Source organism: Streptococcus sp. DAT741 (genome assembly GCF_009866825.1).
GTDB lineage: Bacteria > Bacillota > Bacilli > Lactobacillales > Streptococcaceae > Streptococcus > Streptococcus ruminantium.
This window is the reverse complement of record NZ_CP019557.1, coordinates 2,059,653-2,076,554: the sequence shown is the minus strand read 5'-3', so window position 1 is coordinate 2,076,554 and position 16,902 is coordinate 2,059,653. Positions and strand designations below refer to the sequence as shown.

14 protein-coding genes and 1 pseudogene are annotated in these 16,902 nt (G+C 39.0%); 12 read left to right on the top strand and 3 right to left on the bottom strand.

The genetic code is table 11. The annotated features are described in order from the left end of the window. Nucleotides 1-2: 2 nt before the first annotated feature. The 9 genes from BZG42_RS09775 to rpsD all read left to right on the top strand — a co-directional run bounded on the left by BZG42_RS09775 (nt 3) and on the right by rpsD (nt 9,101). Entirely contained in the window at nt 3-737 is a 735-nt protein-coding gene (locus BZG42_RS09775) for a polyphosphate polymerase domain-containing protein (protein WP_155963404.1), read from the top strand. Then, entirely contained in the window at nt 730-1,404 is a 675-nt protein-coding gene (locus BZG42_RS09770; RefSeq protein WP_159780136.1) for a DUF4956 domain-containing protein, read from the top strand. The genes BZG42_RS09775 and BZG42_RS09770 overlap by 8 nt, the downstream gene beginning before the upstream one ends. Nucleotides 1,405-1,739: 335 nt before the next feature. Further along, nucleotides 1,740-2,219: an NUDIX hydrolase gene (locus BZG42_RS09765; RefSeq protein ID WP_155964909.1), complete on the top strand. Its 480-nt coding sequence runs from the start codon at nt 1,740-1,742 to the stop codon at nt 2,217-2,219. Beyond that, nucleotides 2,200-4,116, top strand: a complete 1,917-nt coding sequence (gene mnmG, locus BZG42_RS09760) for a tRNA uridine-5-carboxymethylaminomethyl(34) synthesis enzyme MnmG (RefSeq protein ID WP_155974358.1) — start codon at nt 2,200-2,202, stop codon at nt 4,114-4,116. Before BZG42_RS09765 ends, mnmG begins: the two co-directional genes overlap by 20 nt. A gap of 105 nt (nt 4,117-4,221) precedes the next feature. Beyond that, nucleotides 4,222-6,183: a DHH family phosphoesterase gene (locus tag BZG42_RS09755; protein WP_024531500.1), complete on the top strand. Its 1,962-nt coding sequence runs from the start codon at nt 4,222-4,224 to the stop codon at nt 6,181-6,183. Between the two features lie 10 nt (nt 6,184-6,193). Continuing rightward, nucleotides 6,194-6,646 carry a 50S ribosomal protein L9 gene (gene rplI / locus BZG42_RS09750; protein WP_155963199.1) on the top strand — a complete coding sequence of 151 codons (453 nt, stop codon included), beginning with the start codon at nt 6,194-6,196 and terminating at the stop codon, nt 6,644-6,646. Between the two features lie 29 nt (nt 6,647-6,675). Beyond that, nucleotides 6,676-8,031 carry a replicative DNA helicase gene (gene dnaB, locus BZG42_RS09745; RefSeq protein WP_024531502.1) on the top strand — a complete coding sequence of 452 codons (1,356 nt, stop codon included), beginning with the start codon at nt 6,676-6,678 and terminating at the stop codon, nt 8,029-8,031. Nucleotides 8,032-8,034: 3 nt separating this feature from the next. Then, nucleotides 8,035-8,286, top strand: a complete 252-nt coding sequence (locus BZG42_RS09740; RefSeq protein ID WP_002938218.1) for a Veg family protein — start codon at nt 8,035-8,037, stop codon at nt 8,284-8,286. A 203-nt stretch (nt 8,287-8,489) separates the two neighbouring features. Then, nucleotides 8,490-9,101 carry a 30S ribosomal protein S4 gene (gene rpsD / locus BZG42_RS09735; RefSeq protein ID WP_024531503.1) on the top strand — a complete coding sequence of 204 codons (612 nt, stop codon included), beginning with the start codon at nt 8,490-8,492 and terminating at the stop codon, nt 9,099-9,101. Between the two features lie 93 nt (nt 9,102-9,194). Here the strand turns inward: rpsD and BZG42_RS09730 are convergent. After that, a pseudogene (locus BZG42_RS09730) lies at nt 9,195-9,386 on the bottom strand (tyrosine-type recombinase/integrase); the annotation flags it as partial. Between the two features lie 552 nt (nt 9,387-9,938). On the opposite strand from BZG42_RS09730, the gene BZG42_RS09725 reads away from it, so the two are divergent. The 3 genes from BZG42_RS09725 to BZG42_RS09715 all read left to right on the top strand — a co-directional run bounded on the left by BZG42_RS09725 (nt 9,939) and on the right by BZG42_RS09715 (nt 14,443). Beyond that, on the top strand, nt 9,939-11,540 hold the full coding sequence (locus tag BZG42_RS09725) for an ATP-binding cassette domain-containing protein (RefSeq protein WP_155995310.1): 1,602 nt from the start codon (nt 9,939-9,941) through the stop codon (nt 11,538-11,540). Between the two features lie 113 nt (nt 11,541-11,653). Beyond that, entirely contained in the window at nt 11,654-12,505 is an 852-nt protein-coding gene (locus BZG42_RS09720; RefSeq protein WP_159780134.1) for a tetratricopeptide repeat protein, read from the top strand. A 420-nt stretch (nt 12,506-12,925) separates the two neighbouring features. Continuing rightward, the gene (locus BZG42_RS09715; RefSeq protein ID WP_120172422.1) at nt 12,926-14,443 is read left to right on the top strand and encodes a flavocytochrome c; all 1,518 of its coding nucleotides are present in this window, start codon (nt 12,926-12,928) and stop codon (nt 14,441-14,443) included. 184 nt (nt 14,444-14,627) lie between these two features. Here BZG42_RS09715 and BZG42_RS09710 read toward each other — a convergent pair whose 3' ends face one another. Both BZG42_RS09710 and BZG42_RS09705 read right to left on the bottom strand, forming a co-directional pair. Beyond that, complete coding sequence (locus BZG42_RS09710) at nt 14,628-15,938, bottom strand: ATP-binding protein (RefSeq protein WP_227990244.1); 1,311 nt, start codon at nt 15,936-15,938, stop codon at nt 14,628-14,630. Beyond that, on the bottom strand, nt 15,935-16,648 hold the full coding sequence (locus BZG42_RS09705; protein ID WP_155995308.1) for a LytR/AlgR family response regulator transcription factor: 714 nt from the start codon (nt 16,646-16,648) through the stop codon (nt 15,935-15,937). Before BZG42_RS09705 ends, BZG42_RS09710 begins: the two co-directional genes overlap by 4 nt. Between the last annotated feature and the right edge of the window lie 254 nt (nt 16,649-16,902).

Here is a 16,902-nt window from a genome sequence, read left to right as displayed (position 1 = left end):
TTATGGCAAAACGTGTTCATCAAAAAGAGTTTAAACGGGTAGAAACCAAATATTTAATCAGCAATCATCAACGGAGACAGCTATTGTCGGACTTAGGCAAGCACATGGAGGCAGATGACTTTGCTCAATCAACCATCACTAGCCTTTACTTTGACACAGAGCAGTTTGACATGATCCAGGATTCTTTAGCAAAAAAATATGGAAAAGAAAAGGTTCGTTTGAGAACTTATGAGATGGAATCTGATTTGGATATGCCAGCATTTTTAGAAATCAAACAAAAAATTGACGGAGTGGGTTATAAATATCGAATTAAAACCACTCCTAGACAGGCTGCAATACTTATGGCAAGTGATGCTGACAAGGTGGTTGAAGACAAACGCTTGGCTAGTCAGTTAGAAAAACTGCATCAGAGGTATGGGGTCATTAAACCGAGCATGTTGATTGCCTACAAACGTCTATCATTTAGAGGAAAGAAAGATAAGTCTGTTCGCGTCACATTGGATATGAACATGACATACGCTGTGGTTAATCAATTGACCATGATTGGTCACGAGAGTTTTCCGTTGCTGCCAGATCAACAGTTAATCATGGAAGTTAAGGTTGCTGAGCAGATACCAGACTGGCTGGAGAATATTTTACATCAGTACAAGTTAGAAAAAAACTCATTTTCTAAATATGGTCATGCTTATGGTTTATACCGGTCTGGGTCATTGCTGGAGGAGGTACATCATGCTTAGTCAACTGTTTCAAAGTGTTTTTAGCCAGTCAACGATGTCCGTTTCTAGTTGGGGATTGGTATTGAGCCTTCTTACCAGCATGATTTTGGGGCTAGGTCTGGCATATATTTATCGATATAGGACAGATTACTCTCGTGATTTTGCGATGATGCTAGTTGTCTTACCGACCTTGATCGCGGTGATTATTTTTCTAGTCAATGGCAATCTCGGTACATCTGTGGCTGTGGCTGGAGCTTTCAGTTTGATTAGGTTTCGTTCACCAGCCAGTTCAAGTAAGGAGTTGCTTTTTGTATTTATGGCCACGGCAGTAGGATTGGCAACAGGTGTGGGGTATCTGTTCTTGGCGCTATGGTTGACTCTGTTAGTAGGTGGGGTAATGATTGCTCTGGAAAGAGTTCGATTTTCCAGTAAGAAGACAGATTGGCAAGAGTTGACAATTGGTCTACCGCAAGGGTCTGATCACAAAGTTTTATTGAATCAATTTGTTGCCGAGTTGGGCACTGATGTTTTCCTTGAAAAGGTAAAAGTAAAGCAAGAGTATTTGGAAGTCACCTATCGTTTGATGCTTCCGTGGTCTGATGACACTTGGCTGGAGCGCTTGTCAATAGTAGATTCAAGTTGGATAGTTAATTTCTCTCGAACAACCAAAAAGAAAAAGAGTTTATAAAAGAAAGGGAAGAAATTAGGATAGCCGATTGGCACCATGTCAAGCCAATCGGCTTTTAGATGTCAAAAAGTGCTAAAATTATTTTAACAAGTTATCGTTTTCCATGATAAACAGATAGACTTAAGTAGTAGAAGAGTTGACAAATCTGTAAAGTTTGAGCGATTTTTGAATATATTTTGTTGACAGGTTTGTAAAGTTTTTTTGACTTGACTTGTCAGCATATTTTGATAGAATAATATAACAAGAACTATGATGGTCAAAGCTCATGGGAATTGTGCGTTTTTGACGTACAGTTTTCGAGAGTTTTGACTATTTTTTGATATGGGGGATAGAAAATGGATTTTCGTACGATAATGGCTAATCAGTCCTTTGGTGTTCGTGCGACTGCTTTAATCATAAAAGACGGGAAGATTTTTCTAACTAAAGACGATAAGGGACGTTACTACACGATTGGTGGAGCGATCGAAGTCAATGAGTTAGTACGAGATGCTGTTATTCGAGAAGTCAAAGAGGAATTGGGTGTTGACTGTCTGGTTAATCAACTAGCTTTTGTCGTTGAAAATCAATTTACACAAGAGAAACTAACCTTTCATAATATTGAGTTTCACTTTATAGTCCAACCTCTTGGAGAAATGCCGAATGAGATGATAGAAGGTGAACAAAAACAAGCTTGTGAATGGATTGACCTTGACAATCTTGTAAACTTAGATGTGGTACCAGCCTTTCTGACAAAGGAATTGCCAAATTGGAATGGACAAATGAAACACATCACGAACGTGAAGGAGAAAATAGAACATGACTTACACATTTGCTGAAAATTATGATGTTATTGTGATTGGAGCAGGTCATGCTGGTGTAGAGGCAGGTCTGGCAGCTAGTCGTATGGGATGTAAGACCCTGCTTGCGACTATCAATCTGGATATGGTGGCATTCATGCCTTGTAACCCATCTATTGGTGGATCTGCCAAGGGAATTGTGGTACGTGAAATCGATGCTCTTGGTGGTGAGATGGGACGGAATATTGACAAGACTTATATTCAAATGAAAATGCTCAACATGGGTAAGGGACCGGCTGTTCGAGCTCTACGCGCTCAGGCAGATAAGGCTGAGTATGCGGCAGAGATGAAACGAACAGTGGAGCGTCAGGATAATCTGACTCTGCGTCAAACCATGATCGATGAGATTTTGGTGGAAGATGGCAAGGTAGTTGGCGTTCGGACTGCGACCAATCAGCTATTTTCTGCTAAGGCGATTGTTGTGACAACTGGTACGGCACTGCGTGGTGAGATTATCATTGGAGATCTCAAATATTCGTCAGGACCAAATAATAGTTTGGCCTCGATTACACTAGCAGATAATCTAAAAGAGTTGGGGTTGGAAATCGGTCGTTTCAAGACAGGAACGCCACCACGTCTCAACGCTCGGAGTATTAACTACGAAGAAACTGAAATTCAACCAGGTGATGAAAAGCCAAATCACTTTTCTTTCTTGTCCAAAGATGACGACTATCTACAAGAGCAAGTCCCTTGTTGGTTGACCTATACCAATGAGAAAAGCCATGAGATTATTAACAGTAACCTTCATCGGGCGCCTATGTTTTCAGGGATTGTCAAAGGAATCGGGCCGCGTTACTGCCCATCCATTGAAGACAAGATTGTCCGTTTTGCTGATAAGGACCGCCATCAGCTTTTCTTAGAACCAGAAGGCCGTAATACAGATGAAATCTATGTGCAAGGTCTTTCTACTAGTCTGCCAGAAGATGTTCAACAGGACTTGATTCACTCTATTAAAGGGTTGGAAAATGCCCAAATGATGCGGACAGGTTATGCGATTGAGTACGATATGATTATGCCTCACCAGTTGCGTGCAACGCTTGAAACTAAGAAAATTTCAGGTCTCTTTACAGCGGGGCAAACCAATGGAACATCAGGCTATGAAGAAGCGGCAGGTCAGGGGATTATTGCAGGGATCAATGCTGCTCTCAAGGTACAAGGAAAACCAGAACTCATCTTGAAACGAAGCGATGGGTATATAGGGGTCATGATTGACGATTTAGTGACCAAGGGAACAGTAGAACCTTACCGTCTCTTGACAAGTCGTGCTGAGTATCGTTTGATTTTGCGGCATGACAATGCGGATATGCGTTTGACAGAAATCGGTCGGCAAGTAGGTTTGGTGGACGATGATCGTTGGCGAGTATTTCAAATTCACAAAAATAAGTTTGATAATGAGATGAAACGCTTGGATTCTATTAAACTCAAGCCAATTAAAGAAATCAATGAAAAAGTTGTTGCCATGGGCTTTAAGCCGTTGACAGATGCATTGACAGCCAAGGAGTTCATGCGTCGACCAGACGTGACTTATGCTGATGTGGTAGCCTTTATAGGTCCTGCAGCAGAGGTTCTGGATGCTAAGACTATTGAACTGATTGAGACAGAGGTCAAGTATGAGGGATACATTGCCAAAGCCATGGATCAGGTTGAAAAGATGAAACGTATGGAGGAAAAACGCATTCCGGTTGATATTGATTGGGATGATATTGATTCCATTGCGACAGAAGCGCGTCAAAAATTCAAGTTAATCTCTCCAGAAACTATTGGGCAAGCCAGTCGGATTTCAGGGGTTAATCCAGTGGATATTTCTATCCTTATGGTCTACCTTGAAGGGCGTAGTCGCTCCATTTCGAAGAAGAAGTTAAAAGACAGTCAATAAGGCTGTTTTTTCTCTCTATTTCATCTATATGTCAACTATTTTAAAATTGTGTGAGAAGTAGCTTTTTAGCTGAATTTATGGTAGAATGGCAAGCAGAGGTTAGTGATGAAAAGATTTCGATTTTCGACAATTCACTTTGTCATGATAGGCATTATTTTATTTGGAGCATTAGCTCTTGTTTATCGCATGTTTCCAATGGGATTTTATGCAGTTTTTGCGTTGTTTATGAGCCTTTTATTGCTGACTACGTTGTTTATTTACCAAAAACATTCCTATGAATTTAGTGAATTAGAGCAGATTGAGTACCTAAACAACCAAGCTAATTCTGGCTTGATGGCACTGCTAGATAAGATGCCAGTTGGAGTTATTAAGGTTCGACCAGATAACAATCAAGTAGAGTGGTTCAATCCTTTTGCTGAGTTGATTTTTGCTCAGGAAAATGGTGAGTTTGATCAGAAAAAATTACGTGAAATTATCAATGTTGGTCTGGATGATGAGCGAGTTTATGCAAATTTTTCTGGTAAGAGGTACGCTGTATCTGTTGACTTTGAGAAAGGCTTATTTTACTTTTTTGATGCCTCTACAGAATATTCAGCAACCAATAGTTTGATTGGAAGTCGTCCGGTTATCGGGATTATATCGGTTGATAATTATGATGAGCTGGAAGATACTGTGACGGATTCACAGATCAGTCAGGTCAATTCGTTTTTGGCCCAGTATGTTTCAGATTTCTGTCATGATTATGGCATTTACTACCGTCGTGGGACGATGGATCGTTTCTATTTCTTTACGGATTATGCTGTTTTAGAGAAATTGATTGAGAATAAATTTTCTGTTATTGATACGTTTCGTGAAGAAGCTAAAAAGTTGGATCTTGGTTTAACTTTGAGTATGGGTTTGGCTTATGGCAATGAAAATCATCACCAAATTGGGCAAATTGCTCTTCAAAATCTCAACTTAGCCGAGGTTCGTGGTGGAGATCAGGTTGTTGTAAAGGAAAATGATGAGAGTAAGCAGCCACTGTTCTTTGGTGGTGGGTCAGCCTCATCGGTAAAACGGACTCGTACACGAACTCGTGCTATGATGACAGCGGTGTCAGATAAGCTCAAGTCGGTTGATGCTGTATTTGTGGTGGGCCATCGTAACCTAGATATGGATGCGCTGGGTTCAGCAGTTGGAATGCAGTACTTTGCTCAAAATATTATGAATAATGCCTATACTGTATATAATCCTGCTGAGATGGCACCAGATATTGAGCGTGCGATAAAAAGACTGAAGGATGAAAATTGTTCTAATTTGATAACCGTTGAGGAAGCTAAGAAGATGGTGACCTTTCAGTCCTTGTTAATCATGGTAGACCATTCGAAAATTGGTTTGACCTTGGATAAGGATTTTTATGAGCAATTTACACAGGTGGTGGTTGTAGACCACCATCGTCGAGATGCAGATTTTCCAAATAATGCTGCATTAACTTATATCGAAAGTGGAGCTAGTTCTGCTAGTGAGTTGGTGACAGAGTTGATCCAATTCCAAAATGATAAGCACCATAAATTAAATCGCATACAGTCCAGTTTGCTGATGGCAGGAATTATGCTAGATACCAAAAACTTTACATCTCGCGTGACGAGTCGGACTTTTGATGTGGCTAGCTATTTGCGGACACATGGTAGTGATAGTTTGGAGATTCAGCAAATTTCGGCAACAGATTTTGATGATTATCGTCAGATCAATGAGCTAATTTTGCGTGGACAAAAAGTTGAGCCACATATTGTTATCGCTTGTGCTGATAAAACTAAGGAGTATGATACAATTATTCCGAGTAAGGCAGCCAACACGATTTTGGATATGGCAGGGATTGAAGCAGTTTTTGTGGTGACGCAAAATATCAGAGGGTATGTAGCTATTTCTGCAAGGAGCCATAGCAAGGTTAATGTTCAGCGTATTATGGAAGAAATGGGCGGCGGAGGTCATTTTAATCTAGCAGCAGCTCAGGTTTACAATCAAACACTTGAAGAAGTCTGTGCAAAATTGACGGATAAGATCCGTGAAGAAGTAAAGGAAAGTTAGAGGATAGAATATGAAAGTAATCTTTTTAGCAGATGTAAAAGGTCAAGGAAAGAAGGGAGAAATCAAGGAAGTTCCCACTGGTTACGCCCAAAATTTCTTGATTAAGAAAAATTTGGCGAAAGAGGCGACCAATCAGGCAATTAGTGCTCTTCGTGGTCAAGAAAAATCCAAGGAAAAAGCGCATGCGGAGATGATGGCTGAAGCAGAAAGTATTAAGGCTAGACTAGCTGAAGAAGCGACTTTAGTAAAATTTATCGAAAAAGTTGGACCAGATGGTCGTACCTTTGGCTCTATCACCAGTAAGAAGATTGCCGAGGAGTTAGAAAAACAATTTAGTATCAAAGTAGATAAGCGACATATTCAACTGGATCATCCGATTCGTGCGCTTGGTTTAATTGATGTACCAGTTAAGATTTACCAAGATGTAATTGGCATTATTCATTTAAGTATTAAAGAGGCTTAAGCCCAATAGTCAGTGAGGAGGTAGAAGTCTTGGCAGAGTTAGAAGAGTTACGGGTTCAACCTCAGGATATTTTAGCTGAACAGTCGGTTCTAGGTGCAATTTTCTTAGATGAAGGTAAATTGGTCTTTGTCCGTGAATACATTGAGGCTGAAGACTTTTTCAAGCATGCTCATAAGCTTATTTTTAAAGCTATGATTGCACTTTCTGATAAGAATGAGGCGATTGATGCAACCACCATGCGCAATTATTTAGTGAATCATGGTAACTTGGAAAATATTGGTGGCTTAAGTTATTTGGCAGAGATTATTAGCTCTGTGCCAACTGCGGCCAATGCAGAATTTTATGCCAAGATTGTTGCGGAAAAATCAAACCTTCGTAAGTTGATTGCTCATTTGACAGATGCGGTGAACCAGGCTTATGAAGGAGCAGATGGTTCGGATGATATTATTGCTAATGCAGAAAAGGCCTTAATTGATGTCAGTGAGGGTACTAGTCGTAGCGGTTTCAAGCGGATTGATGACGTTTTGAACGTGAATTTTGATAGCCTTGAAACTCGTGCTAAGCAGACTTCTGAGATCACAGGTATTGCAACAGGTTATCCGGCTTTAGATGCTATGACAACAGGGCTTCATGAGGAAGAGTTGATCATTCTAGCAGCTCGTCCTGCAGTTGGTAAGACAGCTTTTGCCCTCAATATTGCTCAGAATATTGGGACAAAATTAGGGTTGACTGTGGCTATCTTTTCTTTGGAGATGGGTGCGGAAAGTCTGGTTGATCGTATGTTGGCATCGGAGGGAGTTATCAATTCGCGGTCCATTCGTACGGGACACTTGACTCAGGAAGAATGGAATAAGTATATGGTGGCTCAGGCAAATTTAGCTAGAGCTAGTATTTATATTGATGATACACCGGGGATTAAAATTACAGAAATTCGGTCTCGTTCTAGAAAATTAGCACAGGAGACTGGGAATCTTGGCTTAATTTTGATTGACTACCTTCAGCTGATTACTGGGACAGGTCGTGAAAATCGTCAACAAGAGGTTTCAGAGATTTCCCGTCAGTTAAAAATTCTGGCTAAGGAATTGAAAGTGCCTGTTATCGCTCTTAGTCAGCTTTCTCGTGGCGTTGAGCAACGTCAGGATAAACGTCCTGTCTTATCGGATATTCGTGAGTCGGGATCTATCGAGCAGGATGCAGACATTGTTGCATTTCTTTATCGTGATGACTATTATGAACGTGGAGAGCAGGAAAACGGAGGTATTCCGAATAATACGGTTGAAGTCATTATTGAAAAAAACCGTTCGGGTGCACGTGGTACCGTGGAACTCATGTTCCAAAAAGAGTACAATAAATTTGCAAGTATTTCCAAGAGAGAGGATGGATAGAGAATGAGCGATGCATTTACAGATGTTGCTAAGATGAAGCAAATCAAGCAAGATATTAAGGATCATGAGGGTCAAATTGTAGAGCTAACGCTTGAGAATGGCCGTAAACGTGAAAAGAATAAACAAGGGCGCATTGTGGAGGTTTACCAGTCACTCTTTATCGTTGAATTTGAAGATCCCAATAATACTTTTGTGGAATCTTATACTTACTCTGATATTTTAACAGAGAAGATTTTAATTCACTATTTGGATTAGAGAATGAAAAGGGCTTTACAGAGCCTTTTTTTTGTGTTATACTAAAGTTCGTGTGAAATAACAGCAGGACAAAATAAAGCTCGTCAACAGCTTGTCTGCAATACCAGTAACCTTTGCTGTTTGGGCGAAGGCAAGCTGCACGAATTAGGTTTGTCTAAGACGTTATTTCCTACAAATAGTATTATTTTTAGGAGGACATTATTATGTCACGTTATACAGGACCATCTTGGAAACAAGCTCGTCGTCTTGGCTTGTCATTGACAGGTACAGGTAAAGAATTGGCACGTCGTAACTACGTACCAGGTCAACATGGACCAAACAACCGTAGCAAGTTGTCAGAATACGGTTTGCAATTAGCTGAAAAGCAAAAATTGCGTTTTTCTTACGGTTTGGGTGAGAAACAGTTCCGTAACTTGTTCGTACAAGCTACTAAAATCAAGCAAGGTACTCTTGGTTTCAACTTTATGCTTCTTTTGGAGCGTCGTTTGGACAATGTAGTTTACCGTCTTGGTCTTGCAACTACTCGTCGTCAAGCTCGTCAATTCGTAAACCATGGTCATATTCTTGTTGATGGTAAACGTGTTGATATTCCATCATTCCGTGTAGAAGTTGGTCAAACTATCTCAGTTCGTGAGAAATCAATCAAAGTTCCAGCTATCCTTGAAGCTGTTGAAGCAACTCTTGGTCGTCCAGCTTTCGTATCGTTTGATGCTGAAAAACTTGAAGGTTCATTGACTCGCTTGCCAGAACGTGATGAAATCAACCCAGAGATCAACGAAGCTCTTGTCGTAGAATTCTACAACAAAATGCTTTAATTTTAAGAAATATCTTACGAAAAGCCTACAACAGTGGGCTTTTTGCTTTGTCTTAAAACGTTGTTTTTTGCATTTGTTCAGTGATTTGTTCAGTTAAAGAGCTTTTAGGGCTATTTCGTAAAACGAGACGGCCTTTTTTGCGTTCTCTTTTGAGAGGTGGCTATAAATATCCATGGTCATGGATAAGGTCGAATGGCCTAACCTATGCTGAAGTTCCTTGTAAGGAATGCCAGAATTAAGCAATAAACTAGCGTGGGTATGGCGGAAACCGTGGAATCCGATATTGTGGCATATTGATTTGGTATTTTTGAGTGCTTACTATGGTTGAGATTGCAATATGTTATAACACATTTTGTAAGTTTGAAGAGGAATGGATGCAATGTTTTTTGCTAAAAAAATATCAAAATAATTATATTTAAATAAAAAAGGTGGAATTTGTTATAAAATGTGTTTACATAAAATAAGAAAAGATATAATATTGAATCATCCTAAAAAGCCAGAAGAAATAGGAATCCGATATGTCAGTATTGCACAATTTAAAAATTGTCTCGAAAGGAAGCTGGTGCAAATTTGCTTATTTTCCGCGGAGGATTATGTAACAGTAGTAGTTATAAACATACAATCCATACTTATCAAATGGATAAAATTGATGGGGATTAAGGACTCAAAAGTATTCATTGTAAGTAGAGTGGATGTAAGCTTCCTTCTTTGTTCGTGGTTAGCTGATTTAACTACTGGTACTTCAGGGATCCTTCTTGTTTTGAAAAGATACCATGTATTCAAAACAGAAAACATCATTGTCCCAAGCTATTTTTTCACTTTAGATAAGGAGTTATCATGAGATTAACACAGTATTTCAACTATAGATATATTGGTGCAGCTTTGTTTTTTGCTCTATTAACGGGTTTAGACACTCTCGTCATACCTGTTATGGTAAGCGGCATCATAGAAAATATTCAAAGTGGGGACTTACAGGGATTGCTTAAGGTCTGCCTATATGGTATATCAGGTTATATCTTATTGAAAGGAACATATTGTTTATGGCAAGTTTTTAACGATAAGGCACTCATTTATTTCTCTGAAAAAGTAAAGTTGGCAGTTTTTAAGCGAACTTTTACAAGCCGTCAGGTAACTGAAACAATCCAAAACATGCTGTATCATGATATTGCTACCTTGCAAAGTGATTATTTAGACTCTTGGATCAAACTAATCTACTGTATCTGGTTTTCTGCGGTTTCTGCAATTTATATTTTTACAATTAGTTGGCAGGTATCCTCCATATTTATCGGATTTTCTTTTCTTCCGATAGTTCTTCCTCAGTTTTTTTCTAAAATGATCAAAAAATCAAGTGAAGTCTCAAGTGAAGCCAATGAGAATTTTATCAGGGAAGTGAATGAAAATTTGCGAGCTATCTCAACTATTAAACATTATCAAAGAAGTTCTTATTTTCTAGAGCGTTTTATAAAATCCTTAAATAAGGCTGAGCAGAGTTGCTATAGATTGGGACTTATTCGTAATTGGATCAATCTGGTATTAGGGGTTGCTGGAGGAGTTGCAGGTTTACTACCATTTGCCTTGGGAGGATGGTTGGCGGTCGAGGGTAAAGTTAGTGTCGGTGGACTTGTTGCTGTCTTTTTAGCAAGTGATAGAGTCCTAAGTCCTTTAGAAAATGCCCTTAACTACTGGAATAATATCAATGCTGCAAAGCCCATCAAACATAAGGTAGAAAGATATTTAGAGAAGAACAGCTTACCTCCTCGTTCAACAGGCAAGAAGAGGGCAGTTAATCAGTTCTCTTTTGAAAATAGCGCGATTGGACATGAACAACCTTTATACACACTAAATGCTAAAGTTAAGAAAAATGATAAGATCCTTTTAATGGGGGAGTCTGGTGCGGGGAAATCTAGCCTTTTTGAAACTATTTTTAGAGAGATAGATCCTATCAGCGGAACAATTCGTTTAGACAATTGTGTATTAGGTGAGTTTTCTCAAGACGACTTATATGCGACGATTGGCTATATCCCACAAGAGATTGTACTATTTGATGATACACTACGCTTTAATGTGACGCTTGGGGAAGAATTTCTAGAAGATGAGCTTATCAGTGCTTTGAAACGAGTTGGCCTAGGTGAGCTTGTAATGAAACGAGGTTTGGATTTTTCAGTTGGCAATAACGGGGAAGAGTTGTCAGGGGGTGAGCGAGCAAGGCTAGCTATCGCTAGAGTTTTGATAAGACAGTACAATATCCTTTTGGTGGATGAATTTTCTGCTTCTTTGGATAAGAAGATTGCTGAGCATATCCGAAAAATGCTATTGGAAATGGATATTACACTTATTGAAATTGCACATCATTATAGTGAATCGGATAAGATGCTTTACAATCAAGTCTGGGAATTAAGAAATGGACAAGTGGTTATCGAGTCAATGACTAAAGTATAAATTTAATTCTGAATAAAATAACGAATGGAAGAGCAATCAAATAGATGATACAAAATCTTTTCGCCCAGATTCGTGTTATAATGAAATAAATAACAGCAAGACAGGTAGAGATGATGAGAGAAAAGATTGCTCGTTTAATTCAAAATAAACGAAAAGAAAAGGGTTGGACCCAAAAAAAATTATCAGAGGGTATTTGTACCCAAGCTCTCATCAGTAAAATTGAAAAAGCAGAAGTTAGTACATCAGTCGAACTATTTGATGCTTTGGTTAAAAAGTTAAAAATTGATCCCTACTACGTTCAGGAGGTTTTTCAGGAAAATATGGAAGGGAGCAATCGCTTTTACACTGCTAAAATCCGAAATCTCTTGTACAAAAGAGACTATGATACACTAGCCTACATTATTAAAGTTACAAATAAGAATCAGGTTACGCGTCAGGAACGGGAATATTTCAAATACATGCAAGCCATGATTTATTATGGAAAGCAGGGAGATGTTCAGGAAGCCATTGAAGAGTTTTTTACTCTGTTTCATGAAGCCGAGGATGAGGTTTTGCGTCTACGTGCTGGAACGATGTTGGGAACTTTGTATTCAGAAATAGGGAAATTTGAAGAGGCTATTTCCATTTTTGAAAGCATCTTGCCTCATTATCGTCAAGCATTTGAAATTCAGCAGCAGCTCCATTTTCTTTATGGATTTTCCAGAACTCTTGTCCTAGCTGAAAGGTATGATGAGGCTTTAATTCATGGAAATCAAAGTTTGAACTTACAGAGAGAACATCACAGTTTATATTTGTTAGGCCATACTTTGCTTTTAAGAGCTAATATTCTTTATGCTAAGGGTTTACCAAGAGAAGCTCTATCTGTGTTAGAACAAGCGATTGCTGTTTATCAGATTGAAAATGATGATTTGGTAAGAATTGCAGCTGAATCAATGCGAGAACATATTAAAGGAGAATTGAAATGAAAAGATTAAGATATTGGTTTATTGCGGGATTACTATGTACCAGTTCCTTATTATTTGCAGTTCTCTCGATTCCACCAGTTGTTGGAAAATGATAGATGCCATTTGGGTGGTTATTTTAATCCCAAAGGTTTCACAAAAAAAGTTAGAAACTCGCACTTTAGTGGGATTCTGACTTTTTAGTTTTGTGTTGTAGAGAAAATTGTTTACTCTTAGAATCATTCCGCCCTTATGTTTATGCTTCAGATTATAATATCAAGCAGAAGTAGACAAAACATCAACTCCATGCTTCTAAATGTGCACAGATATTTAACAGGGACATACTTTAATGATGCAAGTTTGTGAAAAAACTTTCAAAATACATTGAAAAACATTTCACAATCTTGTATAATACTAGAGTAAGATAAAAATTGGAGGTTTACCATGAAAAAGAAGGCTTGGTTAGGCTTATTGATGAGTCTACTTGCTGTAGTGTTTTTAGTAGCATGTGGAGGAAAGTCAGAGAAGGCTAAGACATCTTCATCTGCAACAACATCTTCCTCAAAAGAAGAGGCTGTATCGGGTGCATCTGAAAAAGTATATACTGATCCATCTGAGCTGAAAGATAGCTATGATGTTATCGTCATTGGTTCTGGTGGTGCGGGGATGTCTGCTGCAATTTCAGCTAAAGATGCTGGCGCCAATGTTGTCGTATTGGAAAAAATGCCTATTGTTGGCGGAAACACTGCCAAATCATCGGCTGGGATGAATGCTTCTCAGACGAAATTCCAAGAAGCAGAGGGTATTAAGGATACAAATGATAAATTCTATGAAGAGACACTCAAGGGTGGTAAGGGAACAAATAATCCTGAATTACTTCGTTACCTTGTAGATCATTCGGCTCCTGCGATTGACTGGTTAGATGGTATGGGGATTACCCTTAGCAACCTTACTACCACTGGTGGTATGAGTGAAAAACGTACTCACCGCCCAGCGGATGGTTCAGCTGTTGGAGGGTACTTGGTCAATGGCCTTTATCGTAATCTTGTTGAACGGAAAGTTCCGATTTTTGTGAATGCAGACGTTACAAAACTACAAGATAAAGACGGTGCTGTAACAGGTGTTGAAGTGAAGATTGCCGGCGAAACTAAGAAAGTTTCTGCCAAAGCAGTTGTCTTGGCTACAGGTGGTTTCGGTGCAGATTTGGATATGGTTTCTAAATTCAAACCAGCTCTTAAAGGTTATGTGACGACAAACCAAGAAGGTTCAACTGGTGATGGTATCGCACTTGCTGAATCAGAGGGTGGTGCGACTGTAGATATGGATCAAATCCAAATTCACCCAACTGTCGAACAAGAAACTTCTTACTTGATTACGGAAGCAGTCCGTGGTGAGGGTGCGATTCTTGTAAATTCTAAAGGTGAGCGTTTCTTCAACGAAATGGAAACACGCGATAAAGTTTCAGCAGCTATCAATGCTTTGGAACCAAACTATGCCTACGTTGTTTTTGATAGTGCGCTGAAAGATCGTGTGAAGGCTATTGCTCAGTATGAAGCAAAAGGTCTTGTGAAGACTGGTGCAACCATTGCAGATTTGGCTAAAGAAATTGGTGTTTCTTCCGATGCTCTCCAAAAAACACTTGATACATGGAACAAGGCTGTTGCAGATAAAAATGATGAGGCCTTTGGGCGTAAATCAGGTATGGACCATGCTTTGAACACAGGTTCTTACCATGCTATTAAAGTTGCTCCGGGTGTTCACCATACGATGGGTGGTGTGAAGATCAATACAAATACTGAAGTATTGAAGACAGACGGTTCAACAATCACTGGCTTGTATGCTGCTGGTGAAGTAACTGGCGGAGTTCATGGTCAAAACCGTATCGGTGGTAATGCAGTGGCGGACATCATCGTATTTGGTCGTCAGGCTGGTGAGCAAGCAGCAAGCTTTGCGAAAAAATAATCATCCTTTTTTGGAAGTTTCATGAAGGATAAGATTCTATCTGTTTTGGATAGGATCTTTTTTTTTAAGCTGCACCAGGTTATCGAAGGTGCTACTGGGAGTTTTTGGGAAAGAGGTATAAATGTTGATGGGTCTCTACATTCTTTTATAGACATGAAAAAATCCCAAGACAAGTGGGATTTTTCTATGGATATAGAGGGAGGATAATTTTTAGCTGTACCCAGTTATCTTCCTTATTGAGTGTCAGATTTCCTCCATATTTATTGGTTACATATTCCATGCTTTTCAGACCAAATCCGTGATAATCTTTATTGGATTTTGAGGTTTCTGGGAGTTGACCTGTGGATAAGTCTAGCGAGGAGGTATCATAGTTGTCTAAGCGGATGATGAGAAATTGCTCATGGCTAGCTACTTTTAAGGTAATTAGGCGTTGCTCAGAATGATTGATTTTTTCCACAGCTTCAATAGCATTGTCGATGGCATTTCCAAAGAGAGCTGAAATATCCATGACATCCATGAAGTGGAGTAGTTCTCCTTGGACGATACAGGTAAAGTTAATGCCGTTTTGTAGACAATAATGGTTTTTTTGGCTGAGAATGGTATCTAGGACGGGATTGCCGGTTTCAATTTTAGCTTCAAGTGCCTGAATAACTTCGCTCATTTCCCGTAAATATTGGTCCTTCTTATTTTTATCTGCTTCTTGCTGAATGATGGCCAGTTGATGCTTCAAATCATGGACCTTACGGTCAAGGAGTTCACTATTTTCACGATAGGCTTGATATTGCTTATATTGAAGTTGAAAAATATTATTGATTGAAGTCAATTCTTGTCGCAGGTAGCGGTCATATTGTTGGGATTCTTGAGTGAAAAGGAGCAGGAGACCAGAGAGATTAACAGTTGTTCGGAGGATAAAAATATTAGTCGAATCTTGAAATTGACGTGTGCCAGATAGGATGAAACCAATATTACTGAGAACAAAGATGGATAAGGTTGTAAAAACTGCAACAGTGACATCTCGCTGTTCGATGATTTTCTCCAGTTCTTCCAAGTGAATTTTTTTATCTTGGAGGTAGATAAGAAAATAAGCAGCCAATGAACTTATCAACAGGAATACCCCTTGTGTCCACAAGTTATCCACAGGTTGTTGATGAATTATTAAACAGTAGAGATGCCAAGTGATTGAGGCTACTAATTCTGCAGCAATAAAGGCTTTTGCTGTCAAATAGAGAGTGGTTTTCTTGTGGATAACTCCTAGCCATTGAACAGATATAAACATCCAAGTGATGTTGACTCCCATTCCTAAGGGCCAAAGGAGCAGGGGAAGTGTGCTAGCCAGAGTCTGAAGCAAAATTTGGACAAGAAAAATGATGGTAATTCGCAGACTATACCGCAACCAATTTCCGTGTGATATGATATAAAAACACACCAATAAACAAGCTGAACTTTCTGTCATGGCAGTGTAGACACGAGGAATATCCGGGAAACTGACAATCATAACAGACTATCTCCTATAAAATGTGTGAGGGCGGCCATAAACTCCTTTTTCCTTGGTCGACTAATTGGTAGAACGATACCTTTTACATAGACTAGGTTTCCTTCTACTTTTTGAACTTGAGAGAGATTGATGATATAAGCTGAGTGTGTTCGTACAAAGAGTTTTCTATCCAGCAAGGCTTCTAAATTTTTGAGTGTGTTGTGAGTGATAGTTGTTTCACCGTCTATTGTATGGATATGAACTTGGTGACCCTGACTTTCAAGGTAGATAATGTCTTCCTGACATAGCTTCAAAGTGGATTGTTTGCTCTTTATATACAAGCTTTGTTTTTCCTGAGCAGCAAGTAATTTTCTGAGAATTTTTTTGAAATGTTCCTCAAACACAAAGGAATTGAGTGGTTTTAGAAGGAAATCAATGGCTTCAACAGAGTAACCTTGAATGGCGACATGGGAATGGTTAGTGACAAAGACCAATAGGACTTCCTTATCTAGTGAGCGAATTTTTTGGGCGGTGGTCATACCATCCATAACCTCCATTTCGACATCCAGATAAATAAGATCAAATTGTTTTTGATAGTCACTAGTAATATGGAGACCGTCATTAAAACAGTTGATCTCGACAGCTATTCCAGCTTGTTGACAATAGGTTCTGATGTAACTTGATAGTCTTTCTTGTTCAGCTTTTTGATCTTCCACAATAGCGATTTTCATGAGACTTCTCCTTAAAATTAGGTGATGAATGCTTCGTTTGAGGGAGAGTTGTTAGCTGTGCCCTAATTTCCTAAGAGAGATAGAAGCATCTTGTATTTTTTTCTTAGAAAAATCTGGATGAAGTAGTTGAACCAAGTCTTTATACTCTAGTATCCACCCCCTATTTTGGGATAATAGTATCACTTTTATTGTAAATATTCAATCAAAATTTTATATTTTGTAGAATAATAGACTTATCAAATATGCCTAAAGAT

Excerpts from the sequence above, each read along its gene's own strand:
- BZG42_RS09775 (WP_155963404.1), top strand. The coding sequence starts at position 3 with ATGGCAAAACGTGTTCATCAAAAAGAGTTTAAACGGGTAGAAACCAAA.
- BZG42_RS09770 (WP_159780136.1), top strand. The coding sequence starts at position 730 with ATGCTTAGTCAACTGTTTCAAAGTGTTTTTAGCCAGTCAACGATGTCC.
- BZG42_RS09765 (WP_155964909.1), top strand. The coding sequence starts at position 1,740 with ATGGATTTTCGTACGATAATGGCTAATCAGTCCTTTGGTGTTCGTGCG.
- mnmG (WP_155974358.1), top strand. The coding sequence starts at position 2,200 with ATGACTTACACATTTGCTGAAAATTATGATGTTATTGTGATTGGAGCA.
- BZG42_RS09755 (WP_024531500.1), top strand. The coding sequence starts at position 4,222 with ATGAAAAGATTTCGATTTTCGACAATTCACTTTGTCATGATAGGCATT.
- rplI (WP_155963199.1), top strand. The coding sequence starts at position 6,194 with ATGAAAGTAATCTTTTTAGCAGATGTAAAAGGTCAAGGAAAGAAGGGA.
- BZG42_RS09740 (WP_002938218.1), top strand. The coding sequence starts at position 8,035 with ATGAGCGATGCATTTACAGATGTTGCTAAGATGAAGCAAATCAAGCAA.
- rpsD (WP_024531503.1), top strand. The coding sequence starts at position 8,490 with ATGTCACGTTATACAGGACCATCTTGGAAACAAGCTCGTCGTCTTGGC.
- BZG42_RS09725 (WP_155995310.1), top strand. The coding sequence starts at position 9,939 with ATGAGATTAACACAGTATTTCAACTATAGATATATTGGTGCAGCTTTG.
- BZG42_RS09720 (WP_159780134.1), top strand. The coding sequence starts at position 11,654 with ATGAGAGAAAAGATTGCTCGTTTAATTCAAAATAAACGAAAAGAAAAG.
- BZG42_RS09715 (WP_120172422.1), top strand. The coding sequence starts at position 12,926 with ATGAAAAAGAAGGCTTGGTTAGGCTTATTGATGAGTCTACTTGCTGTA.
- BZG42_RS09710 (WP_227990244.1), bottom strand. The coding sequence starts at position 15,938 with ATGATTGTCAGTTTCCCGGATATTCCTCGTGTCTACACTGCCATGACA.
- BZG42_RS09705 (WP_155995308.1), bottom strand. The coding sequence starts at position 16,648 with ATGAAAATCGCTATTGTGGAAGATCAAAAAGCTGAACAAGAAAGACTA.